Annotated in this window: 20 protein-coding genes; 11 read left to right on the top strand and 9 right to left on the bottom strand. The window is 66.5% G+C overall.

Annotated features, from left to right (window positions below; all coding sequences use genetic code 11):
• Window positions 1-5: 5 nt before the first annotated feature.
• Complete coding sequence (locus tag Q9K23_RS08045) at window positions 6-818, bottom strand: class I SAM-dependent methyltransferase (RefSeq protein ID WP_053777091.1); 813 nt, start codon at window positions 816-818, stop codon at window positions 6-8.
• A 163-nt stretch (window positions 819-981) separates the two neighbouring features.
• Between Q9K23_RS08045 and Q9K23_RS08040 the strand changes: the two genes are divergently transcribed.
• A complete protein-coding gene (locus tag Q9K23_RS08040) occupies window positions 982-1656 on the top strand; it encodes a helix-turn-helix domain-containing protein (RefSeq protein ID WP_053777078.1) in 675 nt (224 codons plus the stop codon).
• A gap of 90 nt (window positions 1657-1746) precedes the next feature.
• Here the strand turns inward: Q9K23_RS08040 and Q9K23_RS08035 are convergent, their stop codons facing one another.
• The 3 genes from Q9K23_RS08035 to Q9K23_RS08025 are packed head-to-tail and all read right to left on the bottom strand — an operon-like array spanning window position 1747 to window position 4993.
• The gene (locus tag Q9K23_RS08035) at window positions 1747-2727 is read right to left on the bottom strand and encodes a 2OG-Fe(II) oxygenase family protein (protein WP_053777077.1); all 981 of its coding nucleotides are present in this window, start codon (window positions 2725-2727) and stop codon (window positions 1747-1749) included.
• Window positions 2724-3464: an aspartate/glutamate racemase family protein gene (locus Q9K23_RS08030; protein WP_020790465.1), complete on the bottom strand. Its 741-nt coding sequence runs from the start codon at window positions 3462-3464 to the stop codon at window positions 2724-2726. The genes Q9K23_RS08035 and Q9K23_RS08030 overlap by 4 nt, the downstream gene beginning before the upstream one ends.
• Complete coding sequence (locus tag Q9K23_RS08025; protein ID WP_020790464.1) at window positions 3461-4993, bottom strand: NCS1 family nucleobase:cation symporter-1; 1533 nt, start codon at window positions 4991-4993, stop codon at window positions 3461-3463. The genes Q9K23_RS08030 and Q9K23_RS08025 overlap by 4 nt, the downstream gene beginning before the upstream one ends.
• A 520-nt stretch (window positions 4994-5513) precedes the next feature.
• Between Q9K23_RS08025 and Q9K23_RS08020 the strand changes: the two genes are divergently transcribed.
• Both Q9K23_RS08020 and Q9K23_RS08015 read left to right on the top strand, forming a co-directional pair.
• Complete coding sequence (locus Q9K23_RS08020; RefSeq protein WP_020790468.1) at window positions 5514-6068, top strand: nuclear transport factor 2 family protein; 555 nt, start codon at window positions 5514-5516, stop codon at window positions 6066-6068.
• Window positions 6065-6685 carry a response regulator gene (locus tag Q9K23_RS08015; protein ID WP_020790455.1) on the top strand — a complete coding sequence of 207 codons (621 nt, stop codon included), beginning with the start codon at window positions 6065-6067 and terminating at the stop codon, window positions 6683-6685. Before Q9K23_RS08020 ends, Q9K23_RS08015 begins: the two co-directional genes overlap by 4 nt.
• 148 nt (window positions 6686-6833) lie before the next feature.
• Here Q9K23_RS08015 and Q9K23_RS08010 read toward each other — a convergent pair whose 3' ends face one another.
• The gene (locus Q9K23_RS08010; RefSeq protein WP_020790466.1) at window positions 6834-8333 is read right to left on the bottom strand and encodes an ATP-binding protein; all 1500 of its coding nucleotides are present in this window, start codon (window positions 8331-8333) and stop codon (window positions 6834-6836) included.
• A 162-nt stretch (window positions 8334-8495) separates the two neighbouring features.
• Here Q9K23_RS08010 and Q9K23_RS08005 point away from each other — a divergent pair, with 162 nt between their 5' ends.
• Window positions 8496-9632 carry an acyl-CoA dehydrogenase family protein gene (locus Q9K23_RS08005; protein ID WP_053777089.1) on the top strand — a complete coding sequence of 379 codons (1137 nt, stop codon included), beginning with the start codon at window positions 8496-8498 and terminating at the stop codon, window positions 9630-9632.
• Between the two features lie 265 nt (window positions 9633-9897).
• Complete coding sequence (locus Q9K23_RS08000; protein WP_082365849.1) at window positions 9898-11283, top strand: MFS transporter; 1386 nt, start codon at window positions 9898-9900, stop codon at window positions 11281-11283.
• 131 nt (window positions 11284-11414) lie between these two features.
• Here Q9K23_RS08000 and Q9K23_RS07995 read toward each other — a convergent pair whose 3' ends face one another.
• From Q9K23_RS07995 to Q9K23_RS07985, 3 genes are all read right to left on the bottom strand, one after another.
• Entirely contained in the window at window positions 11415-12176 is a 762-nt protein-coding gene (locus Q9K23_RS07995; RefSeq protein WP_020790457.1) for a glycoside hydrolase family 16 protein, read from the bottom strand.
• Between the two features lie 72 nt (window positions 12177-12248).
• Window positions 12249-13742 carry an alpha/beta hydrolase-fold protein gene (locus Q9K23_RS07990; RefSeq protein ID WP_053777075.1) on the bottom strand — a complete coding sequence of 498 codons (1494 nt, stop codon included), beginning with the start codon at window positions 13740-13742 and terminating at the stop codon, window positions 12249-12251.
• Window positions 13743-13813: 71 nt separating this feature from the next.
• Window positions 13814-14098 (bottom strand): hypothetical protein, encoded by a 285-nt coding sequence (locus tag Q9K23_RS07985; RefSeq protein ID WP_053777074.1) that lies wholly within the window; start codon window positions 14096-14098, stop codon window positions 13814-13816.
• Between the two features lie 198 nt (window positions 14099-14296).
• Between Q9K23_RS07985 and Q9K23_RS07980 the strand changes: the two genes are divergently transcribed.
• A complete protein-coding gene (locus Q9K23_RS07980; RefSeq protein ID WP_053777073.1) occupies window positions 14297-14929 on the top strand; it encodes a hypothetical protein in 633 nt (210 codons plus the stop codon).
• Window positions 14930-14936: 7 nt separating this feature from the next.
• Here Q9K23_RS07980 and Q9K23_RS07975 read toward each other — a convergent pair whose 3' ends face one another.
• The gene (locus tag Q9K23_RS07975) at window positions 14937-15584 is read right to left on the bottom strand and encodes a TetR/AcrR family transcriptional regulator (protein ID WP_160319595.1); all 648 of its coding nucleotides are present in this window, start codon (window positions 15582-15584) and stop codon (window positions 14937-14939) included.
• A gap of 236 nt (window positions 15585-15820) precedes the next feature.
• On the opposite strand from Q9K23_RS07975, the gene Q9K23_RS07970 reads away from it, so the two are divergent.
• From Q9K23_RS07970 to Q9K23_RS07950, 5 genes are all read left to right on the top strand, one after another.
• Window positions 15821-16672, top strand: coding sequence for a putative membrane protein (locus tag Q9K23_RS07970; RefSeq protein WP_020792136.1), 852 nt, complete (start codon window positions 15821-15823; stop codon window positions 16670-16672).
• Window positions 16673-16900: 228 nt separating this feature from the next.
• Window positions 16901-19846, top strand: a complete 2946-nt coding sequence (locus Q9K23_RS07965; RefSeq protein ID WP_082365847.1) for an FtsK/SpoIIIE domain-containing protein — start codon at window positions 16901-16903, stop codon at window positions 19844-19846.
• Window positions 19843-20382, top strand: a complete 540-nt coding sequence (locus Q9K23_RS07960; protein ID WP_305950465.1) for a hypothetical protein — start codon at window positions 19843-19845, stop codon at window positions 20380-20382. The genes Q9K23_RS07965 and Q9K23_RS07960 overlap by 4 nt, the downstream gene beginning before the upstream one ends.
• Window positions 20383-20396: 14 nt before the next feature.
• Entirely contained in the window at window positions 20397-20870 is a 474-nt protein-coding gene (locus tag Q9K23_RS07955; RefSeq protein WP_053777071.1) for a hypothetical protein, read from the top strand.
• Window positions 20871-20918: 48 nt separating this feature from the next.
• Window positions 20919-22691 carry a hypothetical protein gene (locus Q9K23_RS07950; RefSeq protein WP_020792750.1) on the top strand — a complete coding sequence of 591 codons (1773 nt, stop codon included), beginning with the start codon at window positions 20919-20921 and terminating at the stop codon, window positions 22689-22691.
• The last annotated feature ends 70 nt before the right edge of the window (window positions 22692-22761 follow it).

Here is a 22761-nt window from a genome sequence, read left to right as displayed (position 1 = left end):
GGCGATCATCGAGCTGTGGCTGTGGTGATCAGATACTCCCATTCCATGGTGCCGTCGACGATGGCCTCGTCGGCGAGACCGGCCATCGCGGCATCGAGTGCGGCCACCTGCTCGGCGTCGTCGGCGATCCTGCGGTAGGCCGTGACGGTGGGCCCGTAGGCGGCCTTGAAGAAGTCGCGGAATGCCGCGCCATCGGCGAACGCCGACACCGTCAGGGACTCGGCGTGGCTCTCCAGATCCGCTTTGTCGCCGAAAAGTGTTGCGATGTAATCGGGATCGCCCCATCGGATGCCGGGCTGCGTGCCGGGAGGAAGAGGTGGAGCGTAGGGCTTCATCACCGCGAAGAGTCGGCCGATGAAGCCGGCAGGCGTCCAGTTGATCAGTCCGATCCGTCCGCCGGGGCGTGACACGCGCACCAGTTCGCGCGCACTGCGCAGATGGTCCGGGGTGAACATCACTCCCACGCAGGAGGTCACCACGTCGAACGAGTCGTCGTCGAACGGGAGATCCTCGGCATCGGCGGTGCGCCAGATGATCCCGAGATCGGGGTGACGCGTGCGGCCGGTCTCGAGGAGTTCGGGGGTCAGGTCGCTCGCCACGACATGTGCACCGGTGCGGGCCGCGGGTACCGCGACGTTGCCGGCACCGGCCGCCACGTCGAGCACCCGGTCCCCGGAACCGATGGCGGTGGCCTCGACCAGCCGTTCGCCGAGTGCGGCGATGACGTCGGCGACCGCCGGATAGTCGCCGGACACCCACAGTGCGCGATGGCGTGCCTTCACCCCGGTGTCGAATGCGGCGGTGGATGGTGTGGACATGGTGGTCACCTTCTGAGATCGATGATCGTTGGGACCCCTTCAGCATCCGTTCGCCGGCCCTCGGGTTGCCAGACCATGATCTGTAGTGGTGGCGGTACAGAATCTGTACTGGTCCTACCGCCGAGTCGGGTGTGTACTGAGACGCATCGACGGAGGTGGTCGTATGACCTCATATGGACAGTTCTGCCCGGTCGCCAAGGCGATGGAACTGCTCGACGAACGCTGGACGATCCTGATCGTCCGCGAACTCCTTTTGGGCAGTAGACATTTCAACGATCTGCGTCGCGGTGTCCCCAAGATGTCGCCGGCTCTGCTGACCAAACGGCTCCGCGGATTGGAGCGGGCCGGGGTGATCTGCCGGACCGAGATGGGCGGTCGCGTGACCTACACCCTCACCGGGATGGGACGGGAGCTGTCCGACGTGGTCGACGCCCTCGGAACGTGGGGCACCCGATGGATCGGCGAACTCGGTGACGCCGATCTCGACCCCCACCTGCTCATGTGGGACATGCACCGCACCATCCCGATCGAACAGTGGCCGCGGCGGCGCACCATGATCGCGTTCCGCTTCCCCGACATCCTCGGCAAGGCGGGTATGTGGTGGCTCGTCGTCGACGAGGGGCGTGCGCAGGTGTGCGACTTCGACCCCGGCTACGAGTTGGACGCCACCGTGGTCACCGACCTGCGCACGCTGACCGAGGTGTGGCGCGGCGACACCGATTGGCACACCGCGCTGCGTGAACAACGTATCGAGATCCAGGCACCACCGGCTGTCGGCCGCGACGTCCCCCGATGGATCGGACAGGGCAGCTCGGCCGCCATCCCGCGACCTGCCTGATCGGTGTGCAGAGGTGACCCAACCCTGCCAGATGCGCACGTCCTGGCAGGGCTGGGTCCCATCTGTGGGAACGGGGCCGTCGGTGTCCGGTTACACGTCGAAGCTGGCGTCGGTCTTCCCGGTGACGTTCATCCCTGAGGTGATCGTCGGATACCTGCTTCCGGCACCCTCCTGCACACAGGTCGGCAACGTCTCGATCAGGGTGTCGTAGTTCGGCTGGCAGAAGAACGGTAACGAGATCCGACGGCTCTCGGGTCCTTGCGTGGTCGGCAACTGGACGCGATGGAGCGTCGATATCCACCGATCGTTGGTCCACCGCGCCATCAGGTCACCGATGTTGACCACGAACGAACCGGGGATCGGGTCGACCGCTTCCCACCGGCCGTCGACACACACCTCGAGTCCGCCCACCGCATCGGGTTGGTAGAGCAGGGTGAGGCTGCCGTAGTCGGTGTGTTCGCCGACCCGGATCTGTCCCGGCTCAGGGGTTTCGGTGATCGGGGGGTAGTGATTGGCGAAGAGATTGCTGATCGGCCGGTCCACCATGGCGTCGAAGTGGTGCTCGTCGAGTCGCAGGGCCAGCGCGAACAGCTGCATCATCTCGAAGGCGAGGGACTCGATCTCGTGGTAGTACTCCTCCCAGGTCTCCCTGAACCCCGCGGGGGAGGCAGGCCAGATGTTCTCGGCAAAGTAGCCGAACGTCTGTGCCTGCGTGAACCATTCGTCGTCAGTGGGTACGTCGGGTAGGCCGATCGAGAAGAACTCCACCAGATCGCCCGGAGTCATCACCCCACGGGTACGGGCCAGGGCCCGCTTCTTGGGTGGGATGTAGCCGCGACTCGAATGCCGGTCCCCGAGGACCAGCATCTTCTGCTCCTCGGAGAGATCGAAGAACTCGGCGGTGACGTCATACATGCGTTGCAACAACGACGCCGGGATGCCGTGGTTGACCACGGCGAGGAATCCGATGTGCTGGTTGGCGTGGTCGATCTCGGCTGCCACGTCGAGTTTCTCGGTGTGGCCGGATCGGGCGCGTGCGAGGTCGACGACGGGGATGGAACTGGTGATCATGGGAGGTACTCCTCGGTCGAGATGGGCCATCCGGTACGGAGTTTCGAACGTGGATGTGCATAGGACAAGGTCTTCGATGTGGTCAGCCCCAAGTGGACCAGGGCTTCTGCTTGTGCCACCGCGGCGGCAACACCGTCGACGACGGGCACCCCGAGCTCCTCCGACACGGTGGCGTCGAGGCCGGCCATCCCGGCGCATCCGAGCACCAGTGCTTCGGCGCCGCGGTCGATTGCTCGTATACCGGCCTGGCACAGTGCTTTCACCGTCGTGTCATGTTCGGCTTCCAGGGCGAGCACCGGGATGTCGGCGGCCTCGATCGTTGTGCACCGCTCGAGGAGGCCGGCCGTTCGGAGGCTGTCACGGATCTGTGCGCAGGCCCGTGGCAGGGTGGTCACCACGCCGTAGGTCGGTGCGAGGAACTGCGCGAAGGTGGCGCCGGCCTCGGTGACGTCGACCACCGGGATGTCGAGGAGTTCCCGTGCGCCCTCCCTGCCGTGCTCGCCGAATCCCGCCATGACCACGGCGTCCACACGGGCGGGCAGCGTGTGCATCCGGTCCAGCACGGCGGCCGCCGTCACGAAGCTGTCGTAGTAGCCTTCGGCGGACTCCGGACCCCACAGTGGATGGAGTGCGATGATCTCGGTGTCGGGGCGGGCGCTCCGTTGCGCCTGTGCTCCGATCGCCGCGGTCATCGGTTCCGATGTGTTGCAGTTCATCACGACGATCCGCCGGCTCATGCGGCGTTCTCGCTGTTCGTTGCGGCCGGAGCGGGTGTGCGCTGCGGCCAGGAGATCGCGGTGTGGACCACGGCGGCGATGCCGGCACCGATCGCCCATGAGAATGCCGCCCAGCCACTGAATGCCGGGACCAGGGCGAGGATGGCCGCCGGTACGGTCGCCACCACAGTGGCGATGAGTGCGCGAGGGTTGAATCCACGCAGGTAGTGGTACTTACCCGTCGGGCTCTCCGTGTACAGCTCGTCGACGTCGACGTGGCCGCGCTTGATGATCCAGAAGTCGGTGATCAGCACTCCGAACAGCGGACCGAGGAATGCGCCCAGGCCACCCACGAAGTAGGCGATCGACTCGGGGTTGTTGTACAGGTGCCAGGGCAGCGGCAGCACCGAGAGGACCGCCGCGATCAGTCCGCCGCGGAAGAAGGTGATCTGCTTGGGAGCGAGGTTGGCGAAATCGTATGCACACGAGATGAAGTCGGCGACGATGTTGATCCCGATGGTGGCGATCACGAACACGAGCGCCCCGATCAGGATGGCGGTGGTGCTGTCGGTCTTCTGGATCAGCTCCACCGGATCGGTGATGGCCTCGCCGAAGACGGTGATGCTGGCCGACGTCACGGTGACCGACACGATCGCGAACAGGATGAAATTGACCGGGAGACCGAAGAAGTTGCCGCGCACCACGGTCTTCGCATCCGGTGCGAGACGACCGAAATCGGCGAAGTTGACCAGGAACGTCGCGAAGAAGGAGACGTTCAGGGCGATCGCGGCCACCATGCCGTGGGTGAGTGCCCAACCGTGGGCCTGATGGGGACTGAGGTCGAACGAGATGTTGCCACCGGCCTTGATGATCATCCACACCATGAGCACGAACATGACGATCCACACCGCGGGCCCGGCCCAGTCCTGGAACTTGCGGATCGCCTCCATACCGCGTCGGACGACGAGAAGCTGGATCGTCCACATCAACGCGAAACAGATCCAGCCGAGCGCATGCAACCCCAGGAACTGCGGTTTGGTCAGCGGTTCGAAGAACCCGAAGTTCAGTCGTAGCAGGGCGATCTGGATACCCGTCGACCCGAGATAGGTGAGGATTCCGTAGTAGATGACGGCGATCGTGGCCCGGATGAGGGCCGGGACGTTGGCGCCCCAGATACCGAAGCTCGACCGGGCGAGCACCGGGAACGGAACTCCGGTGCGCTGACCGGCGAGGCCACTGAGGTTCATCAGACCCCAGATGATGAGGACACTCACTGCCAATGCGATGAAGACCTGAATGCCGTTGAGCCCCATGAAGAACAGGGATGCGGCAAAGGTGTAGACGGTGATCGAGTGGATGTCCTGCATCCACATCGCGAAGATGTCGTAGACCTTCCAGGTGCGCTTTGCCACCGGCGCGAGGTCGGCGTTGTGGAGACGGGGTGAATAGTCGGCGTGTGCGATCTCGATATCACCAGATGCGGCGGCCGACTGTGCTGGTCCGGCGTCCGATGTCGGGGACGTCGAGGACCGAGGTGTTTCGATGGACATGGGAATTCTCCATGGCGGTACGACCCGCAGAGTGCGGGCGACAGGATGAGGGCGGTCGACGAGACGACCGGGAAACGTCCCACAGGACAAGGTGGGACGTCGACGAGTGCACCGTCGGAGGCCGGCAGCGCCGATCCGACCGTGAACAGAATTACCTGCGGTGAGGCCAGAGAATTGCAGAACGCGCCCGACCCAGATCCAGCGAGAGCATCGCGAGTCGCGGGCGCTGGAACGCTGTCGCGCGTAGACAGTCCTCAACGGTGAACGTGATGCCACGTATCGCCATCGGGACCTCCGCGCGGATGTGTCAGGGACAGTGCACCGACGGTAGCGGCCGTGCGCTACGGCCCGGTTGCCCATTGTGTCGGGCATGTGAACGCCCGGGTGGCGCGACCATCCCTACCTGCCGATAAGGGTTTCTCGTATTTCGTCGTCACCGGCACCGCCCTAGCGTGGAGCTATCCCGGCGGCCGACCAGTCCACGGCCACCTCGGGCCGCACGTACCGCAGAGGAGAAGCCATGACGACGCCGACCATCGAGGAACTCGCCGCACGAGTCGAGGTGCTCGAGGCCGAAGCCGACATCCGGCGCCTGCAGGCCCGCTACATGTTCCTCTGCGACACCCCGTGCCCCGAGTACGGCATCACCGACGACGCCGACCGCATCGAGCTGATCCTCGCGCTCTATACCGAGGACGCGATCTGGGAAGGTGTCGGCGAGTACTACACCGACCAGTTCGGCCGGCTCGAGGGCAAGCAGGCGCTGCGTGAGCACTTCCAGCGGTTCTGGGGCGAGAAGCAGGATCCGGCGCTGCTGCTCAACGCCCACTACCTGACCAGCGAGCAGATCCACGTCGACGGTGACACCGCCGAGGCCCAGTGGATTCACATGCAGCCGTGGCTGTTCTCCGACGGCACCGGCCTGCTGCGGTCGAGCCGCCTCAACAACGCCTTCCGCAAGGTCGACGGGCGATGGCTCATCTCCCGGACCCGCACCGAGAACGTCTTCGTCGCACCGCTGCCCGACAAGTTCGCCGACGCCTACCCGAGCTCGTCGGTCCTGCTGAAGCCGTGACCGCCGTGGCGTTGCCGGTGGTGCACGTCGTCGACGACGACGACGACCTACGGCAATCGGTGACCTTTCTGCTCCGAACCGTCGGCATCACCGCACTGACCTACCCGGACGCGTCGGCGTTCCTCGACGAGTTCGATCCGGAGGAACCCGGTGTGGTGGTGGTCGACGTCCGCATGCCCGGGATCAGCGGATTCCAGTTGCAGGAGATCCTCAACGAGCGCGACTACCCGGCGCCGGTGATCTTCTGCTCTGCACACGGCGACATCGCCATGTCGGTGCGCGCGATCCGCGCCGGGGCCGTCGACTTCCTCGAGAAGCCTTATGGCTCACAGCGAATGCTCGAGGTGGTGCAGATGCACCTGGCGAAGGCCAACCAGCTCTTCGTCCAACGTGCCGAACGTCGTCTGGTGGAGGAGCGGGTCGGTCGACTCACGCCCCGCGAGCGGGACGTGCTGCGGCTGGTGGTCGGCGGACTGTCGAGCCGGATGATCGCCCGGGATCTGGGTACCACGGTGAAAACCGTTGACGTCCATCGGGTCCGGATCAAGTCCAAGACCGAATCGGACAGCCTGTCGACGCTGGTGCACGACGTCCTGGTGCATCGCGTCGCATTGTGAGCGCGGGGTCACCCGATTGTCGCGACCCGTGATCGCCATGGATGGTCGAGCCGGGACCGAGCCCCTGGGCGAGGACCCGTGTCGAGGCCCCGCGAGCCGACGGTGTTCGCAGCCGCGTCTGACGTGATCGCCAGAGCCGGAGCCGCGCCTACTGGGACGGCAACCCGAACCCGAACACCGTGCCGCCCCCGGCGCGTGGTCGGTTCCAGATGGTGCCGTGCTGGCGCGTGATGATCCGATAGCTCAACGCCAATCCGATTCCGCTCCCGTGTGCCTTCTCGGTGAACGATTCGTGGAACGGGTCGCGGTTGAGGCCCCGACCCTGGTCGTCGACGGTGAAGATGCCCTCCCCGCCGGTATTCGACGTCGTGATCACCACGGGTGTGGCGGTGTCACCGCACGCGACCATCTCGTCGACGGCGTTGAAGCACAGGTTGAGCATCACCTGGCCCACCAGGACCCGTTCGCAACGCACCCACACGGGCTGCTCGGAGAGCCGCACCTCGATCGGGACGCCGGTGGGCCCCGACCGTAACTGCATGAACGGCAGGCACTCCCGCACCACGTCGTTGAGGTCGACGACCTGCTCGACGTGTTCGAGGTGTCCGACGTAGGCCCGCACGGTGTTCACGATGGTGGCGGCGCGGGCGATCTGTTTGCTCGCCAGCTCGAGGCCGCTGTCGATGTCACTGCAGGTGTCGGCGTCGAGGCGTTCGGTGCCGGCGAGGGAGCGGGAGAATCCGCGGACTCCGGTGATGAAGTTGTCGGCGGCGGCGAGTGGTTGGCCGAGTTCGTGGGCGATGGCCATCGCCATGTCGCCCATGGCGTTGTAGCGCGCCAGGTAGTTCTCCTGGTGCAGCGCGAGCTCTCGCACCTCCTCCTCGCGGATGCGGTCGGTGATGTCGTGCAGGATGATCAGATACCGCTGTGCGGCGAGCTCGGGAAGCCGTTCGACGCTGCCCTCCAGCCAGATCGGGGTGCCGTCGCGGTCGATGAGCAGCTGCAACGGATGCAGCGGACTGGTCGCCGCCACCACCTCCGACCAGGTCGACGGTTGACCGTTGACCCGGATCTGGGTGCACGACATGAGGGTTCGCCCGATGGGGGAGACCGTGGTGCGGTCGGGGAACAGATAGCCCAGTGCGGTGTCGGTGGCCGCCTGGATCGAGCCGTCCTGGGCGACGGTCAGCGCGATGGTCGACGTGTGCTGGGTGAGCATCCCGACATGGGTCTCGGTGAGCCGCTCGGCGCGCTCGGTGGACAGCTCGCGCTCGATGTCGCGGTACTGGACCATCACCGCGGGGCCCTGGGACAACTCGACCCGGGTGGCGAAGGCATCGCACCGGAAGACCCGGCCGGACTTGGACCGTAGATGCCACTCCACCCGCGCGGCGCCTCTGTCCAGGGCCTGGTTGAGCAGGGCGCGGGCCACCACCCTGTCGTATTCGCGGGCCGGTTTGCTGATGTGGTTGGCCCGCAACTGGAGCAGCTCGGCCAGTTCCACCTCCAGCATCCGGCACGCGGCCGGGTTCGCCCACACGATCTGCAACGACTCCGCATCGTGCAGCAGGATGCAGGTGTCGCCGGCCTCGAGCAGTGCGAGATGGTCGTCTGCGGTCAGCGCAGCACACGGCACCACGTCGGTCATGGAGTCAGCCTAGATCGGCCCCGCGCACCACGCAGTCCGCAAAACGACTAGGCGTGGTTAGGAAATCACCTACGCGAAAGGCCGACTTTGCTGATCGACACCGCGCCGGGTGAGTTCGTAGCCTCGCAGTGGTACAGCCACGACGAGCAGGAGATCCAACCCATGACCGCGACACTCGAACCATCCACCGTCACCTGGGATTCGGTGCTCGCCGAACTGGCGCAACGCCGCTCGGAGTTCCACGCCCAGCACTATGTGCCGCGTGATTTCGTGGAGAAGTTCATCCCGCTCGGCGTGTTCCGGGCGGCCGCACCGATCCGCTTCGGTGGTGAACCGATCCCGCCGGCGCAGTTCCTGCAGCTGATCGAGCGGGTGGCCCGGGTCGACGGGTCGACCGGATGGATCATCGCGTTCGCGTCGTCGTTGACCTATCTGGGTGCACTCCCGCTCGACACCCAGGCCGAGATCTACCGGGACGGCCCCGACATCGTCTGGGCCGGAGGTCTTTTCCCGATGCAGCCGGCTCCGCTGCGAGACGGTCGCTATGTGATCAACGGTCGCTGGAAGTACGCCAGCGGCTGTATGGGTGCCGACTACGTCGGCGTCGGCCTGCGCGATGAGAGCGCCGGTGGCAAGCCGCGTGCGGCGGTCCTGCGACCCGATCAGGTCACCTTCGTCGACGACTGGGACGTCACCGGGATGGCCGCGTCGGGATCGTTCGACGTGATCGTCGAGAACGTCGAGGTGCCACAGGAATGGACCTTTGTGCGCGGCGGCGGTGAGACATTCATCGACGATCCGCTCTACCGGTACCCGCTGATCGCCTACCAGGCGCAGGCCCACGCCGCGGTGGGCCTCGGTGTGGCCCAGGCGGCACTCGACCAGGTGCGTGCGGCCGGATCGCGCACCGGTGTCACCGGCGCGCCGCCGCTCGCCGCACGTGCGTACTACCGCACAGAGTTCGCGAAAGCGTATGTGGCGCTGAACTCCGCGCGTTCGTTCTACCTCGATGTGGCCGACGAGGTGTGGCAGACCGTCGTCGCCGGTGATCCGGCGAGCGACGAGCAGATCGCCCGGATGCGGTTGTCGGCGGCCAACATCGCCGATACCGCCGCCGACGTGGTGGGACGCCTGTGTGCGGTGTCGGGGGCGGCGATCATCAACAACGGCCATCCCATGCAGCTGCTCCGGCAGGATGCGATCGTCCCGCAGTTGCACGCCACCCTCGGCCAGGCGATGTACGACGGTGCGGGATCGGTACTGCTCGGTCAGGAGCCGGTGATCCCCGGATTCCTGTGACGGTTCTCGCCCTGCACGACCCCGGGAGTGCCCGTACCGTTGGTACGGGCACTCCCGTCGTTCTGGGCGCCACCGACACCGACTCCCGGATCCCCCTGCCGGCACACGGACGGCTGCTAGGAATCCCTGTACGCGGGGTACGGGAAAGTTATGTTTCCGCCGACTCGCACAGTGAAGTGCCCCGGGTTGCGTAACGATGGACACGACATGAAGTCGACGGCAACGACGCCGCGGCATCACTTGTGAAGATCAGAGGAAACAGTCAGTGTCAGAACACAGCCCGGTGTCCACAGGGGTTCCCGCGAGTGCGGCACCAAAGTCCAGCTTCAGGCGCCTGGCCTTCGCCAGCGGCGTCGGAACATCCCTCGAGTTCTACGATTTCGCGATCTACGGCACCGCCACCGCGCTGGTCTTCAGCGACACCTTCTTCAAGACCAACGACGCCTGGTTCAGCACCTTCATGGGTCTGGCCACCTTCGGCATCGGATTCCTGATGGCGCCGATCGGCGCTATCCTGTTCGGGTGGGTCGGTGACACCTACGGTCGCAAGAAGGCCCTCACCCTGACCTTCATCGGAATGGGTGCGGCCACCGTCCTGATCGGTCTGCTGCCGACCTACGCGCAGATCGGGGTGGCGGCACCGCTGCTGCTTGTCCTGTGCCGCATGGTGCACGGGCTCTGTCGTGGTGGTGAGACCGGCGGTTCGGCGGTGCTCGCCATCGAGCACGCCCCCGACGGGAAGCGCGCCCAGTACGGCGTCTTCACCGCACTGGGCAGCCCCGTGGGCACCATCCTCGCCAACATCGCGTTCGCGCTGGTCCTGCTGATGCCGGCGACCATGGTCGACGACTGGGCCTGGCGTCTGCCGTTCCTGGTCGGCGGTCTGGTCCTGGTGCTGGGCATCTGGATTCGTAAGGGCGTTGCCGAGAGCCCGGTGTTCAAGGCGATGGTCGCCGAGCACGGCGAGGAAGAGCTGCGCAAGCGGGTTCCCGCACTCACCGTCATCCGCACCAACTGGCGTCGGCTGGCGCTGGCCGCAGGTGTCAACGTCGGCCTGAACTCCACCACCTTCGCCCTGTCGATCTTCATGCTCTCCTACGCCACCGCCAAAGCCCCTGACGGACTGGATCTCCCGCGTACCGCGATCGTGTACGGCAGTATCGCCGCGCTGGTGATGCACGGTGTCGCCAACGTCATCGGTGCGCTCCTGTCCGACCGCATCGGACGACGTCCGGTGATGATCGCCGGCGCCGCATCGTCGGTGGTCGCGGCATTGTTCATCTTCCGGCTGGCCCAGACCGGCACCGTGGCCGCCGTGGTCACCGCGCTGGTCATCGGATTCTTCTGCACCGGCTTCCTGTTCGGCCCGATGTACACCTACTTCACCGAACTGTTCCCGCGGGAGCAGCGGCAGACCGGTATGGGCATCGCCTTCCACGTGGGTGCCGTGCTCGGTGGCGGTATCTCGCCGCTGATCGCCAACCGGATCATCGCCGGTACCGGTGACGCCGCCAACATCGGCTACTACCTGGCCGTCATGCTGACCATCTCGCTGCTGTGTCTGCTCGCCCTTCCCGAGACCGCACCGGCGCGACTGGCCGCCAAGGCCCGCCGGGCGGGTGCCACCGAGAAGGAGTCGGTGACCGCATAGCCACCACCTTCCGGTCTGACGCTCGCGTCGGCGGTCGGCAAACGGAAACGGACCCTGCAGAGGCACATCGGTGCCTCTGCAGGGTCCGTTTCCGTTTGTGAGTGTTCCCCCCCTGCGATCGGTCGGTTGCGCTAGATCCCGTACTCCGCAACCCAATCGACGAACATCTGCCCGGTGGGGAAGGTGAGTCCGCCGAAGTTGTCGAGCTGCAGCGCCAGGTGCATCGACCGCGGTGGCAGCCGGTTCACGTCGGTGCTCCGCGCCCACTGCACACCGTCGCGGTACACCGCGATGTACTGCGGGGTCCATTCGACGGCCCAGGCATGCCAGTTGGTGGCGTCGCCCCAGGTGGTGTGGGATTCGACGTTGTTGGCCGCGCCGTAGTGCAGGTTGTACTGCACGGTGCTGCGGGTGGCGTCGGCGATCTCCATGAAGTCCACCTCGCCGCCGACCGGCCAGTCCTCGGCGTCGGGCCACAGCAGTGCGACCGCATGCCAGGTGGGGGAGGCGACGGTGGCCCGTGAGCAGATCTCCCACCGGCCGTACTTGCGTCCACCCCACTTGGGGGTCACCCCACCGGACGTGCCGTCGATGGTGGACGTGATGGTCAGCGCCCCATCGGAAATGGAGACCGCCGACGGGCTCCGGCGGCCGTTGCCGTCGTGACCGGCGCCGTCGTAGGCGCTCCAGTTCGACAACGACGAGAAGCCGTCGTAGTGCTCGGCGGTTCCCCATCCGTGGGTGGAGGCTGCGGTGGTGGTGCAGCCCGCAGTCGACGACGACGACCCGAGGTCGAGGGCCTCGGCGTCGGGGGTGTTGACGTAGGTGAGTGCGGCGGCGGCGATTCCGGCGGCGAGCAGCGGCCGGAGTGCGGTCGTGAGAGTGGCGAACACAACTGCGAATCTAGCAGAAACGGATGAACCGGAAAAGGCGTCCGACCTCACGACAATGCATGTGCCGCAACATCATTCGGTATCCGACATATCTGTGGAATCGCGGTCGGCAGACTTCTGCCCGGCGGCCTCGTCGACGACCGGTGTCTCGGTGGCGTCGTCTGCGGTGCCCGACTCGGCTGCCGAAGAATCGCCTTCGGTGTCGGCCTCTTCACCGGTGGCCGGCTCGGTCTCCGCGGCGGGTGACTCGGTCTCGGTGGTCTCGGTCTCGGGTGTCTCGGTCCCGGTGGTCTCGGTCTCGGGTGTCTCGGTATCGGTCGACCCCGCGGCCGGCGTCTCGGTGTCAGGTGTCTCGGCTTCGGGGGTCGCGACGACCGGTGTTGCGACAGTGGAGGACTCGACCGCGGTGGACTCCGCGGCAGCGCTCACGCGGGCCACGTTGGTGGCGGTGGTGGTGGTCGGCGAGGTCACATAGCCACTCAGTGCGTCCTCGAGCTTGTCGACCTCTTCCTCGTCGGTGCGGATCCACCGGTTCCAGGTGTGTGCGCCGTCGGTGTAGATGAACTGCACCGGGAGGTCGAAGATCTCGGCCTGGATGTTGAGTAGCACCGTCGACGCGAAGGAGATCACCTCGAGTCCCACGCCGATCGCGACGTGCAGGATGCCGCCCTGGGCCATCATCTCGTCCCATTCGGCCTGCGAGGCCGGCAGACCGTTGCCGGTGGAGACGATGATGGTCTGGCCGTTGGCCTTGGCCTGCATGATCTGGGCGGCGACGTCGTTGGCGGCCCATGAGTTACCGGGCAGCAGCGGGTTGCCCCACATGCCGTCGAATCCGTTGCCGACGCCCTGACGGCTGGACAGGATGAACGGCACCGCGAAGTACCCGAAGATGTTGTCGGTGTGGTAGTACCCCGAGCGTGACACCGCCACCGAGAACACCTCGGGGTACTTCAGTGCCAGGTTGATCGCCTGCCCGCCCGAGATGGACAGTCCGGAGATCGCGTTGCCGGAGGTGTCGACATCGAAGTTCTGGTTCAGGAACACCGGGAGTTCTTCACCCACAAAGGTTTCCCACTGCGGGTTGAAGTCGCCGTTGCCTTCGTAGTTGCTCAGCGGGTTGCCGTTGTTGTCGACCGGCGTGGACTCCCAGTTCGCCGACCACGTGGTGGCCGAATCGGGGATCGACACCAGGGTGTAGCCCGTGTCGTAGAGGTCGCCGCGACCGTTGGCGATCGGATCGCTGAGCTGGCCCAGGAAGTAGACGGCCTGCTCGGGCTGTCCGGCCTGCTGATCGGACGGCCGGACCTTGACCGTCACGGTGGTCTGCATGGACTCCGACCAGACGTAGCAGGTCTGCACGTTCTGGGCGCGATCGGTGTCACTGGTGAAGTAGCAGCTCGCCGAGGTGCGCTCGACGGTGGGATCCACCGCGAACGCCGGCCCGATTCCGCTGCCGAGTCCGATCGCTGCGGCCACGACCGCTGCGGCCACCGATCGCCGACGACGGCGGGCGGAGCGGGATCGGAGGGCGACCGGCGCGGTCGTCTCACTCGACAGGGTCATGGCAATGTCACCTCAGGTCGTTCGGGCACCTCGATTTCGGACAAACCCTACATGGTGTTGGTTAGGCAAACCTAACTGAGGTCCTGTATGGGCTGCTGCCGTCGCACCCGCGCGAGAGTCCACAGTGAGATTCCGGCCGCCCCCACCGACAGCAGATCCGACTCGGTCAGGCCGTTGGTCCTGGTGAACGTGACGAGCGTCGCACCCTCGATCGGGCCGTTCCAGATCACCCACGCCACCGCGACGACGAGCAGCGTGACCGCCGCGCGCACACTCGGGCGCAGCAGGGTCCACAGCCCGCAGGCGAACAGCAGGTTGAGCAGGACCAGGGCATGGAAGATATCTGGTGAACGCATCGTGAACAATCATGCCCGGTTCGGCGATGCGCCGCCGTGTGCGCCGGCGCGCGCGGCACCGGTCGCCGGCGGTCCGGACCGGAGCGGTGGCGGCCCCGACAGCGACCAGTTCTGCCGAGGGGTACTTCCCACTGCTAACGTGCTGAGGTCTGAGTAGACGAATCCCATTGGGATACCACAATCTTCGGGGAGATTGAGATGAAGACCAGCTATGCAGTCCGGATCGCCGGGGTCGGCCTGGCCGCCGCGATCGGGACCACCATCGTGGCCGCACCGGCGCCCGCCGCACCGTCGAGTGCACCGGGCGCGGTCCAGGTGGCCGCCGCGAAAGTGAACTGGACCGACGTCAGCAAGGGCGCGTCGGCCGTCGGTGACAAGCGCAACGCCCAGGCGGCCCAGTGGGTGCTCGCCAAGCATGCGGCCACCCCGGTTGCCGCCGACAAGAGCAACGTCAAGCAGTCGGTGCTGGCCGCCAGCGCCTACGGTGACGTCGCCGAGCCGATCGTCACCGACGCCGCCAACCCGTCGGTGGGCACCGCCGCCGGTTCCACCGGATCGTCGGACTCCGGTTCGGGCTCGTCGGGCTCGAGCACCGGCTCATCGACCGGATCGCTCGACCTCGGGTCGTCGAACGGTTCGGCGGAGGTCTCCTACAACGATCTGAAGGCGATCCTCGAGACCTACTTCGCGAGCTTCGACTGGTCGGTGGTGACCATTCCGCTGATCGCCACGGTGTTGCAGGCCCAGGGTGTCCCGTCGGTCATCGCCACCCCGTTGGCCACGCTGATCTGGCAGGTCATCGAGACCACGTTCCCGGCATACGCGAACTGATCTGTGTCTATCCGTCGGTAGACGACCCGCCCGCGGACGCCGCGAGCCCGTCGATGAGTGCCGCGAGATACTTCTCGATCCGATAACCGTGGGTGTAGTCGTCCCAGTTGTCGAACAGCTGCCGGACCGCCGGATAGTCGGTGAGTTCGTCAGGATCGGGGGTGTAGATCGCCACCTCGTCGCCGCGGCGTTCGCGGGCGGTGATGTTCCACTGGAGTTCGGTGGTGATCAGGAACCACGACGTGCGCCACAGACCGAAGGCGGTCTCGTGGTCGAGGCCGAGTTCCATTCCCGCAGACAGATAGATCTCGGCCTGCTCGAACTCCGGCATCCCCACCACGGTCCCGGTCCGCAGCACATCCGACACCCACGGGATGGCATCGAGCTTGGTGTACATGTCCATCGCCTGCGCCAGCAGCCGGTCGCGGGGCGACCCGGTGTAGGTGTCCCAGACGATCCGGTGACCCATCTCGCCGATCACCATCGACAACAGGACCGTCTTGTTGGGGACGTGGTAGTACAGCGTCATCGGCCGCAGCCCGACGTCGGCGGCCAGACGTCGCATGTTGAGTGCCTCGACGCCGCCGGCATCGAGGATTCGAATGGCGGCGTCGACGATGGCGTCCCGGCGAAAATCCGGTGGGGGAAATGCCATGTTCAACATCCTCACCCCTGGCGGTCGTGACGTCCACACCCAGATGGGGTGGTTCTGCGAAAACTCCGCTCCGGCAGTGCTTGACCGACAACCCACCGCTGTCGGTTGTCCCGGTCTCCTGGATGATCAGCGTGTATCCGATTGTTCTGCGGGCATTCGTTGTGGTTTGAACCTCGACGTGCGACCCTGCGCAGAGATCAATCCGACAAACAGGACCAGACCACGCGAGGAGTGTCATGACGTATCCACCGACCGGTTCGGGGGAGCCACAGAACCCGGGGGACCAGCCACAGTACGGGGGCCAGCCACAGTACGGGGATCCAGCCCAGTACGGGCAGCCCACACCTCCGCCCGGCGGGTACAACTCACCGCCCCCGTCCGGTTCGTACCCTCCGCCGTCGTACGGTGCCGGCCAGCAGCCGCCGCCGTATCCGTCGCCGGCCACGGGCATCCCGACGCCGACGACGCTCGATCTCGGCGAGGCCCTGAGCTACGGCTGGAACAAGTACAAGGCCAACGCGCTCAACTGGATCCTGTTCGCCGTCATCTCTTATCTGATCCTGGGCCTGATCACCGCTGCCATCAACGGATTCTCGTCGTCGCCGAGCCTCGGCCAGAACATCGTCTCCAGCCTGGTGTCGGGCATCCTGGGCGTGCTGATCCAGGCCGGGTTCACCCGCGGCGCCCTCGACGAGCTCGACGGCCGCAAGCCCGCGCTCGGCGACTTCGTCAAGTGGAACAACCTCACCGCGGTGTTCATCGCCGCGATCCTGGTGTGGCTGATCACCACGGTCGGCTACTTCCTGCTGGTGATCCCGGGCCTGATCGCCACGTTCTTGCTCTGGTACACCATCGCTTTCGTGATCGACCGCAACCTGGCGCCGGGTGATGCGCTCAAGGCCAGCTTCGATCTGACGAGCAAGAACGTCGGCTCGCTGCTGCTGCTCGCGGTCGTGGTTGTCCTGCTGAACATCGTCGGCGCCCTGCTGTGCCTGGTGGGTCTGCTCGTCTCCGGGCCGGTCACGCTGATCGCCTCGACCTATGCCTACCGGGTGCTCTCGGGTGGGGCCGTGAGTCCCGCGCAGTAGGCCGCGCCGGCAGGCTCTCACGTCGACGGCACCGACCGATGAGGTCGGTGCCGTCGACGATTCCGGACCAGGCTAGCGGTCCCCGCGTGACCGCGCGTTCCGTGCACCGGGATTCGTTCGTTCGCCCCACAAACGCCCCGTGAGATTCCTCCGTTCGTGCGACTGATCCGAGCCCTGTGCGCTGGATACGCTGGCGTCTCGACTCAGACGGTCCAAGGAGCGCGAGACATGACGTGGCAGTCCCCGTCCGGCATTCGCCGCATCCACATCGACGGCAACGAACGTCCGGCGACGCCGCCGGCCGGCCCCGGCGTGACCCCCGCTGCCCCGTTCCCTCCTGCCTCGTTCCCTCCTGCACCGGTCCCACCCGGCCCGCCGCCCAACTCGCCTCCGCCCGAGTCGCATGGCGACATGCGAGAGGCGGATCGGATTGCGGCCCAGGCACGTCGGGATGTTGCCGAGCTCTCCGCCCAGATGGCTGCGGTCGGTGACGCCATCGGGGGACTGCTGTCCGGGGCCGATGCGCAGTGGGCGGAACGGGCTCGGGCTGCCCGGGCCGATGCCGACGCGCACCGCGCGTCCGCCCATGCCGACATCGATTCCGCCGCCGATCGTGACAGCAACCGCGCGCGGGGCCTGCTCGCGGCGGCTGTGGCCGAGCTCGCGCCCTCGGCCGCCGGCGCCGGGTGGTCCGATGACTGGTCGGCTGTCGCCGCCACCTTGCCGCGGTACCTGCGGGTGGGGCGTTTCGCCACTTCTGGTGGCGCCACGGACCGTGATGCGGGTTCGGTACCCGAGGACGTTCCGGCACTGGCCCCGTTCCTGCTGTCCACCGGCTGGTACCTGAAGGGCGACAGATCCGACACCGCGGCCCTGACACAGAGTGCCCTCCTGCGACTGGCCGCGATGGTTCCCCTGCGGCACTTACGATTTCACGTTTTCGATCCGAGGATCACCGGAGTCACCAGCGGGTTGGCGCCCCTACGGTCGGTGAGCCCGGGTACCCTGCCGACACCCCTGCACTCGGTGGGGGAGTTCCGCGAGGTGCTCGCTGCGGTGGCCCGGCAGTCCACTGGGAATGCCGAGCTCATCGCCTCCCATCACCTCGGTGACCTCGGCACGCTGTGGGAGTCGGAGGGGCTACCCACCGGTGACGTCGCGGTGATCGTGGTGCTCGACTATCCCACGGGTATCGACGACGTCACCCACGATCTCCTCGTGCGGCTCGCCGAGACCGGGCCCGCGCGCGGGGTGTCGCTGCTGGTCGTCGCCGATCCGACGGGAAACGCCGCTCGGGGCGTCAAGCCCAAGGAACTCGCCCGCGCCCTCACCGTGCTCGACCACCGAACCGGGCACTGGGCAGTCCCCGGACTACCTGCCGCCGTACCCGTCGTCGACGAGGGGCCGCCGCCGGCGAGTGTGGTGCAACCGGTGCTCGCCGAGGTCATTCGTCGTACCTCCGACACCAAGGGGCCGGTCATCGGACTCGGCGAGCTCATCGACCGCTTCGTCGACGATCCATGGCGTGAGACCGCCGACGACGAGATCGAGGCCGTCATCGGCCGCAGCGGCCGTGAGCCGCTGACGATCTCGCTGCGGTCGGAGAACCCGCCGCATCCCAATGTGCTGATCGGCGGTGCGGTCGGTCAGGGCAAGTCCAACCTGCTGCTCGACATCGTGTACTCACTCGCCGCCCGATACGGCCCGGATCAGCTGGAGATGCTGCTCCTCGACTTCAAGCAGGGCCTCGAGTTCAAACGTTTCGACCGCGACGAGAACGGCGAGAACTGGCTCCCGCACGCCCGCATCCTGTGTCTGGAATCCAACAAGGCGTTCGGGCTGGCCGTGCTGAACTTCGTCAACGACGAGATGGTGCGCCGCGCCGAGCTGTTCACCCGCACCCGCACCAACGGCTTCAGCCGCTACCGTGCCACCACCGGGGAACCGATGCGCCGCATGCTGCTGATGATCGACGAGTTCCAGGTGCTCTTCGACGGGCACGACGACATGACCACCGAGGCGGTCCGGCTGTTCGAGAACATCGTCAAGCAGGGGCGCGCCTTCGGCATCCACGTGCTGTTGTCGTCGCAGACCGTGTCCGGTATCTCCGGATTCCAGGTCAAGGGCGACTCGATCTTCGCGCAGTTCCCGATCCGGGTGTCGCTCAAGAACACCCGCGAGGAGTCCGAGGCCATCCTGTCGCGGCACAACACCGCTGCCGCCGAGCTGACCTACCGCGGTGAGGTGATCGTCAACCGTAACCTCGGCATGGCCGCCGACGGGGCCAACGAGCGGGGCATCGCCGCCTACGCCGATCCGGACCTCCTCACGCGGGTCCAGTCCCGACTGTGGCGCCGGGCGGCCGAGGACGGCCCGGTGGCGGAGCCATGGGTCTTCCTGGGACGCAGTCACGCCCAGTGGCCGCAGCGTGTCCCGGCCGGCCATCCGGGCACCAGCATCGGCTGGCTGGGACGGCCGCTGGCGGTCACCGACCAGCCCGCCGTCACCGACTTCGATGCCGACGGTGACAGTTCGGTGGTCCTGCTCGGTAGCGGTGACGACGTCGCCGCGACGGTCATCACCTCGCTGGTGCTCACCGCCACGTCGGCGTGGGAACGGGGAAGCCGGGTGGTGGTTCTCAACGGCCACCCCGATTCGGTGACCGCGCCGACCGGATTTCTGGAGTTGCTGCGACCGACCATCGAAAGTCGTGGACACACACTGGAGATCGTCGAGCGCGATCAGATCGTTGCCGCATTGCCGGACCTCGTGGACGTCACCACTCGGGTGATGGTGGTGGGTCTCGGTCTGCACCGGGTGGACCTGACCACCGAGCTCGGTACCGATCCGGTCACCTACGAGACCACCACCGCCGCCGATCTCCTCAAACGGATCACCGGCGGGCACGGGCGATCCCGCGCGTCCTTCATCGGTTGGTGGCCGCAGCTTCGGGCACTCACCGACGCCCTCGGCTACGACCACGCCGGCGTGGGCACCTATGTCCTGCTGCGGGTGGGCATCGACGATCTGCGGTCGGTGGCGGGTCCGCACGCCATCCCGCCGGAGGGGGCACCACGGATCGGTGTGTTCCACCGCAACGACGACCACGGTCTGCTCGAAGTGATCCCCTTCGGGCCGGTCGATCCCACGATCACCTTCGAGGCGACCCGATGACGCGAGCCGGTGACGACTACCTCGCCGCACTCACCACGCTGGTGGAGATGCCCACCCGGGTACAGGAACAGAAGGCAGAAGTCGATCGGATTGCCGCAGAGCGGATCTCGGTGGTCGATGCCGATGGGCGGCGGACACGATCGCAGTACGAGGCCCTCGATTCCCGGCGCAACCAGGTCCAGCGCGACGTCGCGGCCCTGAGCCGGGATGTGGGAGGGGGTGCCCCACCGGCGGGTGGATCGCCTGCGCCGGTGCGGTTGTCGACGACGCGCGAGATCGAGGCCGCATTGTCGGACATGGCCGCGCGCACGCGACAGGTCCGGCAGAACTGGGACTGGGCCCAACGCTATCGGCAACGCGCGGCACAGCAACCCGCTCCGCCACCGCCTCCCCGGGTGGTCGCGCCGCCACCGCCGCCGCCCGCTCCGGTACCGCCGCCGGTGCCGGCACGCCGGCAGCTACCACCATGGGCCATCGCCGCCCTGGCGGCGGCCCTGCTCGCCATCCTTGTCCTCATCGTCGTTCTCGTGCTCTAGCCGGAGGAGTTCCGTTGCTCAACAAGACGTTCCGACGTGTGGCCGCCACCAGTGGGGCCGATGTCACCCAGATGATGGCCGCACGCAAGACCACGACGGCCGGACCGGCGGTGTCGCCGATGCTGCGACAGCAACGGCTACGGCCACGTACCGCCGCCCTCCTCGACGTCGTCCGGCAACTCGACGCCACCGCCGACCCGCACGTCTACCGCGAGATCATGCAGTGGATCACGCAGGAGTACGAGGCGCGACAGGGTGGCTCGCTGATGGGGCTGTTCGCGAAATGTCACCTCGGTCCGCCCTACGTCGACCATCGCCTGGACCTGTTCGGTTCGATCTGTGAACACTTCTCGCGCGCCGACCCGGTGCCCATGCCCTACGCGCAGGCCCGCGGGCTGGCGCAGTCGGGTGCCTACGCCTACATCGAGCTGTACTCCGACAGCGCGATGGTCCCGATCCTGCCCGACGGAACCGCGGTGGAATTGTGACCGCGTGCACCCACACCTGTTCCAGCTCTACCGAACCCAAGGAGCACCATGTCTGACCTCGATGCGTCGAGGGTGGCCGGCGCCATCCAGTCCCTGAGTCGCGACCTGTCCCGCGTGAACGACAACATCCTGCAGGTCGCCGGCGCCGTCGACGGAGTGCATGCGGAGGTGGGAACGGTCAAGGCCGACCTCAACTCCACCCGCGGTGATCTCATCGAACTGCGAAAGCGGTTCGAGGAGTACGTGGTTCAAGCAGAGCGCACCGCCGCCGTGCAGCGATCGGAAACGGTGCTGGGCAATGTCGAGGCCGAACTCGACCGGGAGTACGGCCATTACAGCCTCGTGCGCCGTACCTCCATCGGCACGCTGCAGGCCTTCGACATCGGCAACGTCACCAACCGCACCGTGCAGCAGGTCAGCGAGGAGCTGATGATCCAGACGCCCCGGTACTGGCTGGCCCCGGCGCTGGTGGCGCTGGCCGCGTGGTCGCGTGACGATCAGGAGCTGTGCAAGAAGTCGGTGGACGCGGCGTTTGCTCGCGACCCGGCGAAGGTGGGGTTGTTCTTCGCGCTGGTCCTTCGTCGGCAGGGCCGCATGGAGTCGGCGACGCGCTGGCTCAAGCACTTCCTGGCCTCCCTCGATCCACGATCGTTGGGCCGCGAGTTCGCCGTCATCCTGGAGGCGACCGCACAGGATGCCTTCGGTTCACATGGCCGACAGCTGGTGAGCGACACCCTGATCGAATGGAATGCGGTGTTGCGTACCGATCCTGAGGTCACCCGGAAGCAGATCTCGATGTGGCGCGACGAGATCGCCATCCATCGTGGCATCCTCGACGTGAAGCTGTATCCCCATCTGTCGCAGACCAGCCCGCAGTGGCCCGCACTGAAGGATCTCCTCGAGCACGCCTCGGCGCACGGCAACATGATCGACAAGTACCAGGCGGTGCGCGACGCCTCGGTGCAGCTGACCGCCGACATGGCCGACCGTCTCGACGACATCCTCGAGACCTTGGTGACCGAGTACGACGCAGAGGAACTGCCGTATGCGCGGGAGGTGATCTACCACAAGGCGGTGATCGAGCACGACGGTGACCTCGAGCGCGCCAAGGAGGCCGCCGATGCGCTGAACACCGCACTCGAGGAGACCATGGACCTGGTGAGCCTGCAGACCGAGACCGCCATCCGCCCAGAGCTTCTCGGCGCCACGGTGAGCACGCAGCAGGTGGCCGTCGGGGTGGGTAGGGACGACCTGAAGCAGGCCATCAACGTCTACTCCGTCGAGTACCGGCGCGGATACGTCGACAATGTCGACATCGAACTGAACTCCACCCACTCCAACTTTGCCGTGAACTTCGGGTTCCCCGGGTGGGCGTCGAACTCCGCGGTACCGCAGCAGCAGGCCGAGCAGGATCTCGCCGCCCGGTGGGACGCGACGCTGGCCACGTACATGGCGGGTGTGCGGTTCAAGGAGCTCAACTATCTGATCGGTGCGGTGATCTTCCTGGTGGCTACGCTGGTCGGCTTCCTGATCGGCGCAGCCGCAGGTGTGGTGTTGCTGCTCCTGTCCGGGATCGGTGTGGGCGCATGGCTGTTCCTGAAGAAACGGGCTGCCGACCAGAAGTATCAGGAGGCCCAGAACATGCGTGATCAGGCGGTGCGGTTCTCCATCGACGTCTACCGGGCGGCGATGGCGGAGTTTGTGGACGTCAAGATCGCCTACCACGAAGAAGACGCCAAGCAGGCCCAGCTGAGCCGACTGGTGGAGACCTGGCCGACCACGGTGGGCCGTCGTGACGAAGCAGGAGCGGTCGCAGGATGAACACCCCGAACTGGAACAACAACGGACCCGTCGGACCGCGTTCACCGCAGCCGGGTGTGCCACGACGGCC

This window comes from Gordonia sp. NB41Y (assembly GCF_030718915.1).
Classification (GTDB): Bacteria; Actinomycetota; Actinomycetes; order Mycobacteriales; family Mycobacteriaceae; genus Gordonia; species Gordonia desulfuricans.
Note: the sequence above shows the minus strand (reverse complement) of the source record. Positions and strands in the feature narration are given on the sequence as shown.